At 60.8% G+C, this 14,165-nt stretch carries 14 protein-coding genes; 2 read left to right on the top strand and 12 right to left on the bottom strand.

The genetic code is table 11. From position 1 onward, the window contains the following. Nucleotides 1-4 precede the first annotated feature (4 nt). The 9 genes from mltG to NCCP436_RS14305 form a co-directional block, all read right to left on the bottom strand. Complete coding sequence (gene mltG / locus NCCP436_RS14345) at nucleotides 5-1,060, bottom strand: endolytic transglycosylase MltG (RefSeq protein WP_220804668.1); 1,056 nt, start codon at nucleotides 1,058-1,060, stop codon at nucleotides 5-7. 3 nt (nucleotides 1,061-1,063) lie between these two features. Beyond that, nucleotides 1,064-1,879 (bottom strand): aminodeoxychorismate lyase, encoded by an 816-nt coding sequence (pabC, locus tag NCCP436_RS14340; RefSeq protein WP_220804693.1) that lies wholly within the window; start codon nucleotides 1,877-1,879, stop codon nucleotides 1,064-1,066. Then, entirely contained in the window at nucleotides 1,879-3,123 is a 1,245-nt protein-coding gene (fabF, locus tag NCCP436_RS14335; RefSeq protein WP_220804667.1) for a beta-ketoacyl-ACP synthase II, read from the bottom strand. The genes pabC and fabF overlap by 1 nt, the downstream gene beginning before the upstream one ends. 106 nt (nucleotides 3,124-3,229) lie before the next feature. Then, nucleotides 3,230-3,466: an acyl carrier protein gene (acpP, locus tag NCCP436_RS14330; protein ID WP_220804666.1), complete on the bottom strand. Its 237-nt coding sequence runs from the start codon at nucleotides 3,464-3,466 to the stop codon at nucleotides 3,230-3,232. 228 nt (nucleotides 3,467-3,694) lie between these two features. After that, nucleotides 3,695-4,438: a 3-oxoacyl-ACP reductase FabG gene (gene fabG / locus NCCP436_RS14325; RefSeq protein ID WP_220804665.1), complete on the bottom strand. Its 744-nt coding sequence runs from the start codon at nucleotides 4,436-4,438 to the stop codon at nucleotides 3,695-3,697. 16 nt (nucleotides 4,439-4,454) lie between these two features. After that, nucleotides 4,455-5,393, bottom strand: a complete 939-nt coding sequence (gene fabD / locus NCCP436_RS14320) for an ACP S-malonyltransferase (protein WP_220804664.1) — start codon at nucleotides 5,391-5,393, stop codon at nucleotides 4,455-4,457. A gap of 128 nt (nucleotides 5,394-5,521) precedes the next feature. Beyond that, a complete protein-coding gene (gene plsX / locus NCCP436_RS14315; protein WP_259651502.1) occupies nucleotides 5,522-6,532 on the bottom strand; it encodes a phosphate acyltransferase PlsX in 1,011 nt (336 codons plus the stop codon). A 3-nt stretch (nucleotides 6,533-6,535) separates the two neighbouring features. Continuing rightward, entirely contained in the window at nucleotides 6,536-6,718 is a 183-nt protein-coding gene (gene rpmF, locus NCCP436_RS14310; protein ID WP_013791824.1) for a 50S ribosomal protein L32, read from the bottom strand. 13 nt (nucleotides 6,719-6,731) lie between these two features. After that, nucleotides 6,732-7,259: a YceD family protein gene (locus tag NCCP436_RS14305; protein ID WP_220804663.1), complete on the bottom strand. Its 528-nt coding sequence runs from the start codon at nucleotides 7,257-7,259 to the stop codon at nucleotides 6,732-6,734. Nucleotides 7,260-7,371: 112 nt separating this feature from the next. Between NCCP436_RS14305 and NCCP436_RS14300 the strand changes: the two genes are divergently transcribed. Beyond that, nucleotides 7,372-7,953, top strand: coding sequence for a nucleoside triphosphate pyrophosphatase (locus NCCP436_RS14300; protein WP_220804662.1), 582 nt, complete (start codon nucleotides 7,372-7,374; stop codon nucleotides 7,951-7,953). Between the two features lie 14 nt (nucleotides 7,954-7,967). Here NCCP436_RS14300 and NCCP436_RS14295 read toward each other — a convergent pair whose 3' ends face one another. Genes NCCP436_RS14295 through rluC form a run of 3 tightly spaced genes read right to left on the bottom strand, consistent with a single transcriptional unit; the run spans nucleotide 7,968 to nucleotide 10,579 of the window. Beyond that, on the bottom strand, nucleotides 7,968-8,948 hold the full coding sequence (locus tag NCCP436_RS14295; RefSeq protein ID WP_220804661.1) for a S49 family peptidase: 981 nt from the start codon (nucleotides 8,946-8,948) through the stop codon (nucleotides 7,968-7,970). Continuing rightward, complete coding sequence (locus NCCP436_RS14290) at nucleotides 8,938-9,633, bottom strand: HAD-IA family hydrolase (RefSeq protein ID WP_220804660.1); 696 nt, start codon at nucleotides 9,631-9,633, stop codon at nucleotides 8,938-8,940. The genes NCCP436_RS14295 and NCCP436_RS14290 overlap by 11 nt, the downstream gene beginning before the upstream one ends. After that, nucleotides 9,626-10,579 carry a 23S rRNA pseudouridine(955/2504/2580) synthase RluC gene (gene rluC / locus NCCP436_RS14285; RefSeq protein ID WP_220804659.1) on the bottom strand — a complete coding sequence of 318 codons (954 nt, stop codon included), beginning with the start codon at nucleotides 10,577-10,579 and terminating at the stop codon, nucleotides 9,626-9,628. Before rluC ends, NCCP436_RS14290 begins: the two co-directional genes overlap by 8 nt. 559 nt (nucleotides 10,580-11,138) lie before the next feature. Here rluC and rne point away from each other — a divergent pair. Continuing rightward, nucleotides 11,139-14,057 carry a ribonuclease E gene (gene rne / locus NCCP436_RS14280; protein WP_220804658.1) on the top strand — a complete coding sequence of 973 codons (2,919 nt, stop codon included), beginning with the start codon at nucleotides 11,139-11,141 and terminating at the stop codon, nucleotides 14,055-14,057. Nucleotides 14,058-14,165 lie beyond the last annotated feature (108 nt).

The following is a 14,165-nucleotide window of genomic DNA, read 5'->3' as shown; positions in this document are numbered from 1 at the left end:
GCCCTTATTCAGTTTCGTCCGCCACACGCGGTGCCGGGCTGGAACGGTAGTCGGCACGCCGCTTGAGCTGATACTGGCGTACAGCACGGTTGTGCTCGGCCAGAGTATTGGAAAATACGTGGCTACCGTCGCCGCGGGCGACGAAATACAGCGCACGACCGTCGGCCGGGTTGAGCGCGGCGCGAATCGCCTCGCGCCCCACCATGGCAATCGGCGTCGGCGGCATGCCGTCGATGGTGTATGTGTTGTAAGGCGTCGGCCGACGCAGATCAGCCCGAGTGATACGGCCGTTGTAGCGTTCACCCATGCCATAAATGACCGTCGGGTCGGTCTGCAGGCGCATGCCCAGGCGCAGCCGGCGGACAAAGACTCCGGCAATCGCTTCCCGCTCCTCCGGCACACCGGTTTCCTTCTCGATCATCGAGGCCATGATCAGAGCATCGTAAGGCTCGCGATAGGGCAAGTTGTCGGCACGCTTCTGCCACTCCTCGGCCAGCACCGACTCCAGTCGCGCATTGGCCTGGCGCAGCAAATCCTCGTCGCTCATGCCACGCACATAGCGGTAGGTGTCCGGGAAGAAGCGCCCTTCCGGATTCTGCCCTGCCAGGCCTAATCGCTTCATCAGCTCGGCATCGCTGAGGTTGGCCAGACGCTGCTCCAGGCGCTCCTGGCGCCCCAGCGCAGCGCGTACCTGGCGGAAATTCCAGCCTTCCACCAGCGTGAGGCTGTACTGCACCACCTCGCCGCGCTGCCACAGAGCAAGCATTTCCCGGGCATTCTGGGTTGGCTGCAAGCGGTATTCGCCACTGTGCAGAGCAGCCCCCCCAAGATTGAAGCGCCAGTACAGACGCAGCCAGAGTGCTCCATCTATCACGCCCTGCGCCTGTAAGCGGTTGAGCAGGCCACCGGGAGTAGAGCCGGCTGGTACTTCCAGGAGCATTTCCTCGCTCAGTTGCAGGGGCTGCTGCAGTGCCCGGTTCTGTTGCCAGGCCGCGCCGATCACCAGCACCGCTGCCAACAGCACGCCACATTCGAGCAGCAGCAGAATCTTGCGTAGCACCAGTCAGTTACTCATCAAATCGTCAAGAATGCCCTGCAGTTTACGGGTGAGCTGCCCGACCGGCCAGTGCCGTGCCTGCAGCGTCCGCACCGGCCAGATGCCGTAAAGGCTGTTGCAGAGAAACACCTCGTCGGCTGCCAGCAGCTCGTCGTAGGCAATATCGCGAATTGCCACTGGCCAACCCAGGCCATGCGCCCGTTCAAGGATCTCTGCACGCATAACTCCGGCAACGCCGCAGCGCGACAGCTCGGCGGTAAGCAGCGCCCCGTCGCGTACCAGAAACAGGTTGCTGAAGATCCCTTCGATCACTCGACCGTGAGCATCGCGCATCAACCCTTCGGCGTATTCGCCCCCCTGCCATTCCGCTCGGGCCAGCACCTGTTCCAGACGGTTGAGATGCTTGAGCCCGGCCAATAGCGGTTGCTCGGACAGTCGGGTGGCACAGGGAAACAGACACACACCCTGCTCGGCGTGGGCCGCCGGATATTGCGGCAGCGGCCCGGCCTGGAGAATCCGTAGCGGCTGGCAGGGATCGGGCAGCGTATAGCCGCGCTGCCCTTCACCACGAGTTACCAGCAGTTTGACCACACCTTCACCTGTCTGTGCAGCGAAGGCCGTCAACTCGGCTTCTACCAGTGCCAGATCCAGCGGTAACGACAATCTCCGGCAACCTTCGGCAAGGCGCGCCAGATGTCGCGACAACAAGCGAATTCGCCCACCACGTACGGCGAGCGTCTCAAACAGGCCGTCGCCGTAAGCCAGGCCACGATCGCGAACCGACAGCAGATCGCCAGGCGCGCCGTTGACCCAGCTCTGCATCATCCCTGGAACCGACGGAACAACAGCGAACCGTTAGTACCGCCGAAACCGAAGGAGTTCGACAGCGCCACCTCGATCGGCCTTGCCTTGGCCTGATGTGCGACAAAGTCGAGGTCGCAACCTTCGTCCGGTTCGTCCAAGTTGATGGTCGGCGGCGCCACTTGGTCGCGAATTGCCAACACGCTGAAGATGGCTTCCACCGCTCCGGCCGCACCGAGCAGATGACCGGTCATCGACTTGGTCGAACTGACCGAAAGCCTGTAGGCATGCTCGCCAAATACCTTCTTCACCGCCGCGACTTCAGCCAGATCGCCGGCCGGAGTGGAAGTCCCGTGCGCGTTGACGTACTGCACCTGATCCGGGTTGAGACCGGCATCACGCAGCGCCGAAGCCATGCAACGTGCCGCGCCGGCACCGTCCTCGGGAGGCGAGGTCATGTGGAAGGCGTCGCCGCTCATGCCGAAACCGATCAGTTCGGCGTAAATGGTGGCGCCACGCGCCTTGGCGTGATCCAGCTCTTCCAGCACCAGTGCGCCGGCACCATCAGACAGCACGAAGCCATCACGGTTCTTGTCCCACGGACGACTGGCCTTGGTCGGCTCGTCGTTGCGGGTCGACAATGCACGCGCCGCGCCGAAACCGCCCATGCCCAGTCCGCAGGCGGCCATCTCGGCGCCGCCGGCGACCATCACATCGGCCTCGCCGTAGGCAATATTGCGCGCAGCCATGCCAATGCAGTGAGTACCGGTGGTACAGGCTGTGGCGATGGCATAGTTCGGCCCCTGCAGTCCCAGGTGGATCGACAGGAAGCCGGAAATCATATTGATGATCGAGCCGGGCACGAAGAAAGGCGAAATGCGCCGCGGCCCCTGATCGAACAGCGACTTGCAGTTGTTCTCGATATTAGTCAGCCCGCCAATACCGGAACCCATGACCACACCGATACGCTCCCGGTTGGCATCGGTGACTTCCAGTCCGGAATCACGCATGGCCTGGAAACAGGCAGCCAGACCATATTGAATGAACAGGTCGAGCTTGCGCGCCTCCTTGGCGGAAAGATACTCCTCAACGTTGAATCCCTTGACCGATCCGCCGAAACGGGTGGAGTAGGCGGACAGGTCCATATGCTCGATCAGACCGATGCCACTGCGCCCGGCCAAAATGCCCTGCCAGCTGCTCGGCACATCGTTACCCAGTGGCGACAACATGCCCATACCGGTAACCACGACGCGTCTACGCGACACAGCAATCTCCTCTTGTTCTAGGCGACACGGCGCCTTGCACGTAAAGAAAAGCCGCACGCCTGATTAGGGCAGTGCGGCTTTTCTCAGTCAGGCAGTTGACTGTGACTTATTGCGCGTGGGCAGTCACGTAATCAATGGCTTCCTGAACGGTGGTGATCTTCTCTGCTTGCTCATCCGGGATCTCGGTCTCGAATTCTTCTTCGAGAGCCATCACCAGCTCCACGGTGTCAAGAGAGTCGGCACCCAGATCTTCAACGAAGGAAGCACCGTTGGTTACTTCCTCTTCCTTGACGCCAAGTTGCTCGGCAACGATTTTCTTGACGCGTTCTTCGATGGTGCTCATACCTTGTTTTCACTCCTAATTGGACAAATCCAGGCAGCTGGTAGCGGCCAAGTGTATAGAAAGGGTTTTTAGCATTTCAAGCTGAATGCGGGGATCCCTTAGGAACACTTCAACGATCTGTCTATAAACCTGTTGCAGCTTTATAACGGATTTTAGACAGGCACTATGACAGTTTTCCGGTGATCCGCGTCACATTCGCACGCCTCCGGCAAACCGGAGGCAGCATTTTCAGCTCATGTACATACCGCCATTGACCGGGATGGTAGCCCCGGTGACATAGCCTGCGCCATCGGAAGCGAGGAAACCTACCACCTTGGCGATCTCTTCGGCCTGCCCCAGACGCCCCAGTGGAATCTGGGTCAGCAGCGCCTCGCGCTGCGCTTCCGGCAGTTCGCGAGTCATGTCGGTATCGATGAAGCCCGGTGCCACGGAGTTTACCGTGATACCGCGCGAACCTACCTCACGAGCCAGCGCCCGGCTGAAGCCCTCCAGGCCGGCCTTGGCCGCCGCATAGTTGACCTGACCGGCATTGCCCATCGCCCCGACTACCGAACCGATGTTGATAATGCGCCCGAAGCGGGCCTTGGTCATGCCACGCAGCACCGCCTTGGACAAACGGTACAGACTGTTGAGGTTGGTGTTGATGACGTCATGCCACTCGTCATCCTTCATCCGCAGCATCAGGTTGTCACGGGTAATGCCGGCGTTGTTCACCAGAATCAGCGGCTGACCAAGATGTTGCTGAATGTGTTCGAGGGTGCTGGCCACCGATTCGTCGCTGCCCACGTCGAGCACCAGTCCGGCGCCTTCGACGCCATTGGCCCTCAGGGTTTCGGCAATGCGCTCGGCACCTGAAGCAGTAGTGGCGGTACCAATGACAATGGCACCCTGGCGCCCCAACTCGAGGGCAATAGCCTGGCCGATGCCACGGCTGGCGCCGGTTACCAGAGCGACTTTACCTTGCAGACTCATGATTCGTTCTCCTTGCTTAGGCCAGGGCTGCACGTGCGGCAGCGAAGGCATCCGGGGTATCCAGGTTGTGAGTATTGATGCCTTTGACACAGCGCTTGTTGAGTCCACTCAACACCTTGCCAGGGCCACACTCGACCAGATCGGTGACCCCCTGCTCGGACAACCGCACCATGGACTCGACCCAACGCACCGGACTGTAAAGCTGCGCCAGCAAATCCGCCTTCAGCTCAGCCAAATCCGATACCACCGCAGCACTGACGTTCTGTACCAGCGGAATCTGCGGCGCCTGCCAAGACAACGACTCGATCGACTCGGCGAAACGCTCAGCCGCCGGTTTCATCAGCGCACAATGCGAGGGGACGCTCACCGGCAATGCCATGGCGCGTTTGGCGCCCTTCGCCTTGCATGCCTCGATGGCACGCGCAACGGCCGCCGCGCTGCCGGCAATCACCACCTGACCCGGCGCGTTGAAGTTCACCGCACTGACCACTTCGCCCTGCGCGGCTTCGGCACAGGCAGCCAGTACATCAGCGTCCTCCAGACCAAGGATCGCCGCCATACCGCCCTGCCCGGCCGGCACGGCCTGCTGCATCAGTTGACCACGACGCTCCACCAGCTTCACCGCATCGGCAAAGTCGATGCAACCGGAAGCAACCAGCGCCGAGTACTCACCCAGGCTGTGACCGGCAACGAATGCCGGAGCTGCACCACCATCGGCCTGCCACAAACGCCACAGAGCGATGGAAGCGGTAAGAATGGCCGGCTGGGTCTTGTCGGTCTGGTTCAGTTGTTCTTCCGGGCCCTGCTGGGTCAGAGCCCAAAGATCGTAACCAAGAGCTTCGGAAGCCTCGCCAAAGGTGTCACGCACCAGTTGCTGGCTGGCGCCATGCTCGGCGAGCATGGCCAGGGCCTGGGAACCCTGACCGGGAAAGACGAATGCGAGGGATGCTGACATGAATAAGTCCCTTGTGTCTAAAGATCACGCCGGCAATGAAACCGACGTCGAAACAGTCAGTTGGATGGCATCTCAACTACCCCGGTCACATTCACGACAGAGCAGCCGAAGCATCGAACGCGACGAGTCTACAGCAACAAGTCCTCAAGTCGACCATGCAGTCGCTGCGGCAGATTCTCCTCAATTTCGCGCAACGCGCAGCGAATCGCACTCTGAAAGCTCTCCTGCCCCGCTGCCCCATGACTCTTGACCACAATTCCCTGCAGACCGAGAAAACTCGCCCCATTGTGCCGTGATGGCGCCAGATCAGCCTTCAGACGGCGCAGCAGCGGCATAGCCAGAGTTCCTATAGCCTGAGCGAACAGACCATCATTGAACAGCGCCTCAAGCCGTCCGGTGACCATACGCACCAGCCCTTCACTGGACTTGAGCAGAATGTTGCCGACGAAACCGTCACACACCACCACATCAGCCTCACCACGATAGACACCATCGCCTTCTATGTAGCCGACGAAGTTCAATCCACGGGCCTGCCGCAACAGACTCGCCGCCAGCTTGACCTGCTGATTACCCTTGATTTCCTCGGTACCGACGTTCAGTAACGCCACTCGCGGTCGCTTCACGCCCAATGCTTCGGCAGCCACGGCGCCCATAATGGCGAACTGATAGAGGTGCTCGGCGCTGCAGTCGACATTGGCGCCGAGATCCAGCAGGTAACAGGCGCCCCGTTCGGTAGGAATCGGGCTAACCATGGCCGGCCGATCGATCCCGGGCAGAGTCTTGAGCAGATAGCGCGACAGCGCCATTAGCGCACCAGTATTGCCGGCACTGACGCAGGCCGCAGCCTGCCTCTGACGCACCAGATCCAGCGCCACACGCATGGAGGCATCAGGCTTGCCACGCAGCACCTGGGCCGGACGCTCATCCATGGCGATCACCTCACCGGCATGCTTCACGCGCAGGCGGTTGCGGTCGACACCGAAGTGACGAGCGAGCTGTTCTTCAATCAGGGAGTCTTGACCGACGAGGGTCAGATGCAGCGAGGGGAACTCGGCCAGCGCAGCAAGGCAGGCCGGAACAATGCAGTGGGGACCGAAGTCCCCACCCATTGCATCAATCGCGATGATCGGAGCGGACAAGGATTACTCGTCAGCGCCCTTATCGATCACTTTGCGACCACGGTAAACGCCTTCCGGAGATACGTGGTGGCGCAGGTGAACCTCACCGGTGCTTTTCTCCACGGACAGAGCGTTAGCCTCGAGTGCGTCGTGCGAACGGCGCATGTCGCGGGCGGAACGGGATTTTTTGTTCTGCTGAACAGCCATAACTCATTAACTCCTAAACGTTTGGGTCACGCTTTAACTGCGCCAATACACTGAACGGGTTGGACCGCGATACCTCGTCCTCGCCCGGCTCGTACTCGTCGAGACCGCCCGGCGGCTGGCAATCACCTGGGGCATGAGCAGGAACGATCGGCAGGGCAAGGAGCAGTTCGTCCTCGACCAGCCCCAGCAATTCCAGCGGCTCGTCACCCACTTCCAGCACGTCGTAGCCCTTGGGCAAGGACTGAGTGTTCGCTCCAACCCGAACCACCGCGTATTCACACTCGCTGCGGATGGGTAGCGCGACCAGCTCCAGACAACGCTGGCAGACCATCTTGACCTCAACCTCGAGCTCACTGCGGATCACCACAGTTTTCTGCTCGTCACGCCCGAAATGAAATTTCGCCTGCACCATGCCCGCCGTATCGGCGAGCGGGTCGCAGAGACGCTGCAGGCTGGCCAGTTCGAGCTGCCCTTCGAGGGTGGCTTCGCGGTCGGCGAGCTTGCGCGGATCAACGTGAGGTGGAATCGGCCCATTCAACATAGGCGCCGCATTCTAGGGATGCACCCTGCCCGTGTCAAAGGAAATTCGGCTGTTACCGCCAGGCGGGGATCAGTAGAATCGCCCGCGCTGCCCCTATATAAAGGAAGAGACCATGCTGCCACTGCTGCTTGCCTCCAGCTCCCCCTACCGCCGCACCCTGCTCGAACGCCTGCAACTCCCCTTCACCTGGCAGTCGCCCAGCATTGACGAGAGCCGAAGGGAAGACGAAAGCGCCATCGATCTGGTGCGCCGTCTGGCCGAAGAAAAGGCGCGAGCACTAACGGATCAGCACCCTGCACACCTAATCATTGGCTCGGATCAGGTCGCCGTCCTGGCCGACGGGCGAATTCTGGGCAAACCCCACGACCTGCCCCGCGCCCAGGCCCAACTGCGCGCTGCCAGCGGCAGCAGCGTAACCTTTCTCACCGGCCTGGCCCTGCTCAACAGCGTAAGCGGACGCTGTCAGGTTGACTGCATCCCTTTCAGCGTGCATTTCCGCCCTCTCGACGACACGCAAATCCTGCGCTATCTCCAGCGCGAGCAGCCATTCGACTGCGCCGGCAGCTTCAAGTCCGAAGGACTCGGCATCAGCCTGTTCAGTCGCACCGAAGGCGACGACAGCACCAGCCTGATCGGCCTACCACTGATACGCCTGGTGGACATGCTGCAAGCCGAAGGTATCGAGATTCCGTAAACCGGTGCCGCGCCTCAGCGCAACACCGCCCCCTGAACCCCCATCCACAGCGCGATACGGTCAGCCACACTGCTACCCAGCCGCCTGGCAAAACGATCGAAGGCCGTATCCCGCACGGTGAAATCCACCAGATTCTTCTCACCGACCACTTCGCGCGCAACAAAACTGGAGCTGCCCAGCCCGTCCACCAGCCCCAACTCCAGCGCCTGCTCGCCCGACCAAACCAGACCGGAGAACAGTTCGGGATGCTCGTCGGCCTTAAGACGCTCACCCCGTCCCGCCTTCACACTATCGATAAACTGACGATGGGTAGTGTCCAGAACACCTTGCCAGAAGCGGGTTTCCTCGTCCTTCTGCGGTTGAAAGGGGTCGAGAAAGGCCTTGTGCTCGCCAGCGGTATAGACACGCCGCTCCACCCCCAGCTTCTCCATTGCCTCGACAAAGCCGAAACTGGCTGCTGTAACCCCAATGGAGCCAACCAGACTGGCCTTGTCGGCATAGATTTGATCGGCAGCACTGGCAATGTAGTAGGCTCCAGAGGCCCCAAGATCAGTAATCACCGCATATAGCGGGATATCCGGATGCTCGGCACGCAGACGACGGATCTCGTCATAGATGTAGCCGGACTGCACCGGACTGCCTCCTGGGCTATTGATGCGCAGAATCACACCTCGCGTTCCGGCATCCTCAAAGGCCGCACGCAGACTGCCGATTACATTGTCGGCACTGGCCTCCTCACGATCGGCAATCATGCCGCGAATTTCGATCAGCGCCGTATGCCCATCAGCCGACGACGAGCCCTTCAAATCCAGCAACGGCATGAACAGCGCCAGTGCACCAAACAGGTAGACAAAGGTCAGAAGCTTGAAAAAAATCCCCCAACGCCGCGAGCGCCGCTGCTCCGCCACACTAGCCAGCAACGCCTTTTCCAGCAGTTTCCAGCTTTTGTCATCCCCATTCACGGAGGGGGGCGATGACTTCCACTCACCCGACATTTTCGCTCGCCTCTGTCTCACATTGCAGCGGACGGCCTTCCAACCAAGCCCGCAGTTCATTGAAATGATTGATCGCCAGACGCGGGCCGTGCTGTCGCAACACCGAAAGCGGCTGCGCTCCGTAGCCGACAGCCACACTATCCATTCCGGCATTCCGCGCCATCTGCAGATCGAACGTCGAATCCCCCACCATCAACGCCTGCTCCGGCTCCACCGCGCAATGCGCAAGTATCTCATGAAGCATACGCGGATCCGGCTTACCGGCAGTCTCGTCGGCACAGCGCGTGACATCAAAATAATCCAGCCAGCCTCTACCAGCCAGAACACGCTGCAGACCGCTACGCCCCTTGCCGGTTGCTACCGCCAGCCGATATCCCTGCCGGCGAAACGCCGCAAGCGATTCCACCACCCCGTCGTAAAGCGGTGAAGGCTCACGCTCCAGCAACAGGTAGTGCTCGCTGTAAGCACGCCGCACACCATCGATGGCAAGCACCGAATCAAGTTCGGGATAAAGCACGCCAATAGCGCGCCCCAGCTCCAGACCGATGATGCCGCGCACCCTGTCATCACTACAACGCGGCAAACCGCAGCTGTCCGCAGCAAGATGCATGACCTCGACGATACGCGCGATGGAGTTCGCCAGCGTCCCGTCCCAATCAAAGATCAGCAGACGATAGTCAGGCACCCAGTCGCTCCAGCGTGCTTGCCCACATATCATCCACCGGCGCCTCCAGACGCAGCTCACCACCTTCAGGCAGCGGCACAATCAATTGGTAGGCATGCAGGAACAGGCGCTTGCCGCCAAGCTCGCGGATTTCTCGAGTAAAATCGTCATCACCGTATTTGGGATCGCCGGCAATGCTGTGCCCGGCATGCTTGGCGTGTACGCGAATCTGATGAGTGCGGCCAGTCACTGGACGCGCCTCCACCAGCGTGGCGAAATCACCAAAACGGCGCAACACACGAAACAGCGTCAGCGCATCCTTACCTTCGGCGTCGACCTCGACCATCCGCTCACCGGAACGCAGGTTGCTCTTCTGCAGTGGCGCACTGACCTGCTTCTTGGTTGTCGCCCAGTGGCCACGCACCAGCGCCATATAGCGCTTGTCGACACCGTCACCCCGCAGTTGCTCATGCAGATGACGCAGCATGCTGCGCTTCTTGGCGATCATCAGAAGACCGGAAGTATCACGATCCAGGCGATGCACCAGCTCCAGATCCTTGGCGTCGGGGCGCAACTGACGAAAGGCCTCGATCACGCCGTAATTCAGACCACTACCACCATGCACTGCAATGCCAGCCGGCTTGTTCAGCACGATCAGCGCCTTGTCCTCGTAAACGATGGCCGCTTCCAGACGCTCCAGCAGGCCCTGGGCCAGCGGTTCGGGCTCGTTGCGCTCGGCCAGCCGTAACGGCGGCACACGCACAATGTCGCCGGCCCGCAGCTTGTATTCGGGCTTTATCCGCCCCTTGTTCACACGCACCTCACCCTTGCGCAGGATGCGGTAAATCAGGGTTTTCGGCACACCTTTGAGCTGCGTGCGAAGGAAATTGTCGATGCGTTGGCCGGCGAATTCCGGTGCAACCTCGAGCAACTGAACGCCAGAGGTTGGAGAGGCGGGAGTAGTCATCGCGCAATCATAACAATTTTTTATGGAATTGAAGCACTTAATCATTACTGATATAGTCGCGAACGCCGCCAAAAGCGGCCAGGCCTGCGGATGTATGCCCGAATTTGCCATCCCCTGCCCGTGCAACCCTTTCTGGACGAGAGGCCGTCCGACGGGAATTTCGCCGCAAATGGCCGCGAAAGGCTCGGAAATAACGCCTTGAGTATGATGCGTGATTCGCCCTGACAAGGCGCTCACGGTAAAAACAACCGCTGCGGATTTTGCGCGCGGCACCCGATTTTCAGTGATACGTGTAGGGTGGAGATGTACAACTGTCGGCCTGCGTAGCCTCCGGCTCGATTCAAAGACGCTTCATCTCGTCCGCGGCCTTCAGCTGATTCCTCCTCCTGACTTGAGCGCTTTCTGTTACGACAGCAAGCAGGAGACGTCCGTCGCGACCGCCCGAGGCCGTCGCTTGACAGTGGAACGATTTACGACCGTTTCTGACACGCCAGACACAGCCCTGAGAGTCGTGCGTGCCTAACGTGGCTTCCGCCAGCCCGAAGCCCATTGGTACCACATGAAAAGAATGCTGATTAACGCAACTCAACCCGAAGAGTTGCGTGTAGCGCTGGTAGACGGCCAGAAGCTCTACGACCTGGACATCGAGTCCGGCGCCCGCGAACAAAAGAAGGCCAACATCTACAAAGGCCGCATCACCCGCATCGAACCCAGCCTGGAAGCCGCCTTCGTCGATTTCGGCTCCGAGCGCCACGGTTTTCTCCCCCTCAAGGAAATCTCCCGCGAGTACTTCTCCAAGACCCCTGAAGGCGGCCGCATCAATATCAAGGACGTACTCAAGGAAGGCCAGGAAGTTATCGTCCAGGTCGAGAAAGAAGAACGCGGCAACAAGGGTGCGGCTCTGACCACCTTTATCAGCCTGGCTGGCCGCTATCTGGTACTGATGCCCAACAACCCGCGTGCCGGCGGCATTTCCCGTCGCATTGAGGGCGAGGAACGCAACGAGCTGCGCGAGGCACTCAACGGGCTCAACGCTCCGGCCGACATGGGGCTGATCGTGCGTACCGCCGGCCTGGGTCGCTCCAGCGAGGAAATGCAGTGGGATCTGGACTACCTGCTGCAACTGTGGACCGCCATCAAGGAAGCTTCCACCAGCCGTCCAGCCCCCTTCCTGATCTATCAGGAATCCAACGTCATCATCCGCGCCATCCGCGACTACCTGCGCCAGGACATCGGCGAAGTACTGATCGACAGCGTTGAAGCTCAGGAAGAAGCCCTGGCCTTCATTCAGCAGGTGATGCCGCAGTACGCCAGCAAGATCAAGCTGTACGATGACAGCGTCCCGCTGTTCAACCGCTTCCAGATCGAAAGCCAGATCGAGACCGCCTTCCAGCGTGAAGTAAAACTGCCCTCCGGTGGCTCCATCGTCATCGATCCGACAGAAGCTCTGGTTTCCATCGACATCAACTCGGCCCGCGCCACCAAAGGTAGCGATATCGAGGAAACCGCACTGCAGACCAACCTGGAAGCTGCCGAGGAAATCGCTCGCCAGTTGCGCCTGCGCGACATTGGCGGGCTGATCGTCATCGATTTCATCGACATGACGCCGGCCAAGAACCAACGCGCCGTGGAAGACAAGGTACGTGAAGCGCTGGCAGCGGATCGCGCCCGCGTGCAGGTTGGACGCATCTCGCGCTTCGGCCTGCTGGAAATGTCTCGCCAGCGCCTGCGCCCGTCGCTGCGCGAAACCAGCGGCATCGTCTGCCCACGCTGCAATGGTCAGGGCACCATCCGTGACGTCGAGTCACTGTCGCTGGCCATCCTGCGCCTGATCGAAGAAGAGGCACTGAAAGACCGTACCGCCGAGGTACGTGCACAGGTACCAATCCCGGTTGCCGCCTTCCTGCTCAACGAGAAACGCAATTCGATCACCAAAATCGAGCTGCGCACCCGTGCGCGCATCGTGATCATCCCCAACGATCATCTGGAAACCCCGCATTTCGAAGTACAGCGCCTGCGCGACGACAGTCCGGAAGCCCTCAGCGGTCAGTCCAGCTACGAGATTGCCGCCTCGGTAGAAACCGAGGAGGCTCCGGCCGCCGCCTCCGCCACCCGCACCCTGGTTCGCCAGGAGGCTGCCATCAAGGCCGCACCGCGCAGCAGCGCGCCGGTAACTGCCGAGCAGGCACCGCTGGCACCGGCCAAGACTCCGGAGCCAAGCCTGTTCAAAGGCTTGGTGAAATCGCTGGTAAGCCTGTTTGCCAGCAAGGAAGAAGAGCCGAGCAAACCGGCCGCCAGCGAAAGCGAGAAGAAGAGCTACGAGCGTCCTGCGCGTGAAGAGCGCCGCAACGGCCGTCAGCAAAGCCGTAACCGCGGTGGCCGCCGTGAAGAGGAGCGCAAGTCGAACGAACGCCCGCCGCGCGAGCAGCAAAATAACCGTCGCGAGCAGCAAAAGCCACGTGAGGAGCGCGTTCGCGAGCTGCGCGAGCCGCTGGACAATACTGCCCAGCAGCCTCAGCGTGAAGAACGCAATGAGCGCCAACAGCAACGCCAGCGCCCGCAACGCGAGGAGCGCCAACCGCGCGAAGAGCGCCAACTGCGTCCCGAGCCAGTCGAGGAACTACAGGAAGAGCTGCTGCCGAACGATGAACTGCGTCAGGATGATGAGCAAGACACAGCCGAGAACGAGCGCCCGCGTCGCCGCTCCCGTGGCCAGCGCCGTCGCAGCAACCGCCGCGAACGCCAACGTGAGCACGACGGCCTGCAGACGGAAGACGGTGAAGCCCAGGTAGCTCCTGCCGTTGCCGCGCAAGTGGCAGTTGCCGAGACCGTTACCGAAACCAGCCATGCTGCCGAGCCGCACACAGAAACTGTAGAAGCCAGCCAGACCGAGTCCTTCGAGCCTGCGGCAGCGCCGGTTCAAGAGGAGACAGCGGTCGCCGCCGAAACTCCTGTCAGCGCCAGCGAACAACTGGCTCAGGAACCGGCTCCGACGGTTCAGAGCGAGGAAACTGTAGCCGAGCAGCCACCAGAGCAGGAAGCTTCGGCCATCGAATCTGCCCAAGTGCAAGTCGAGACCGTGATTGTCGAGCCAGCGCCTGCTGCACAACCAGCAGTAGCGGAAACTGCCCTAATAGTGACCACGCCGACCGGCCGCGCACCGAACGATCCACGCGAAGTACGCCGGCGCAAGCGTGAAGCTGAGCGCCTTGCGCGCGAGGCCGCCGAGGCTGCCGCCGCGGCCCAGGCACAAACAGCCGAGGTAGCGGTTGAAGAATCGCCGGTTGCCGAAGCCCCTGCTACAGAAACCGTACAATCTGGCGAAGTCGTTTCGCCCGCCATTGTGGAAGAGACACCGGCCAGCGAAGCTGTTCCGGCCCCGATCGAGCAGCTTTCCGACGAGACGCAGCAAGCTCCTGGCACGGACGAAGCAGTGCAGGACGCCACTGGCGAAGAATCGATCAAGCCTCTGGCCTGATCCAGCACAACAAAAGGGGGATGCCGCGGCATCCCCCTTTTGTTTCCGTTCAAGAGCACTTAAATGCGACAAAAAAGAGGATGCACTGGCATCCTCTTTTCATTTGAC

It is taken from the genome of Pseudomonas sp. NCCP-436 (assembly GCF_019656335.1).
Lineage (GTDB): Bacteria > Pseudomonadota > Gammaproteobacteria > Pseudomonadales > Pseudomonadaceae > Aquipseudomonas.
This window is presented reverse-complemented; position numbering and strand designations above follow the sequence as displayed.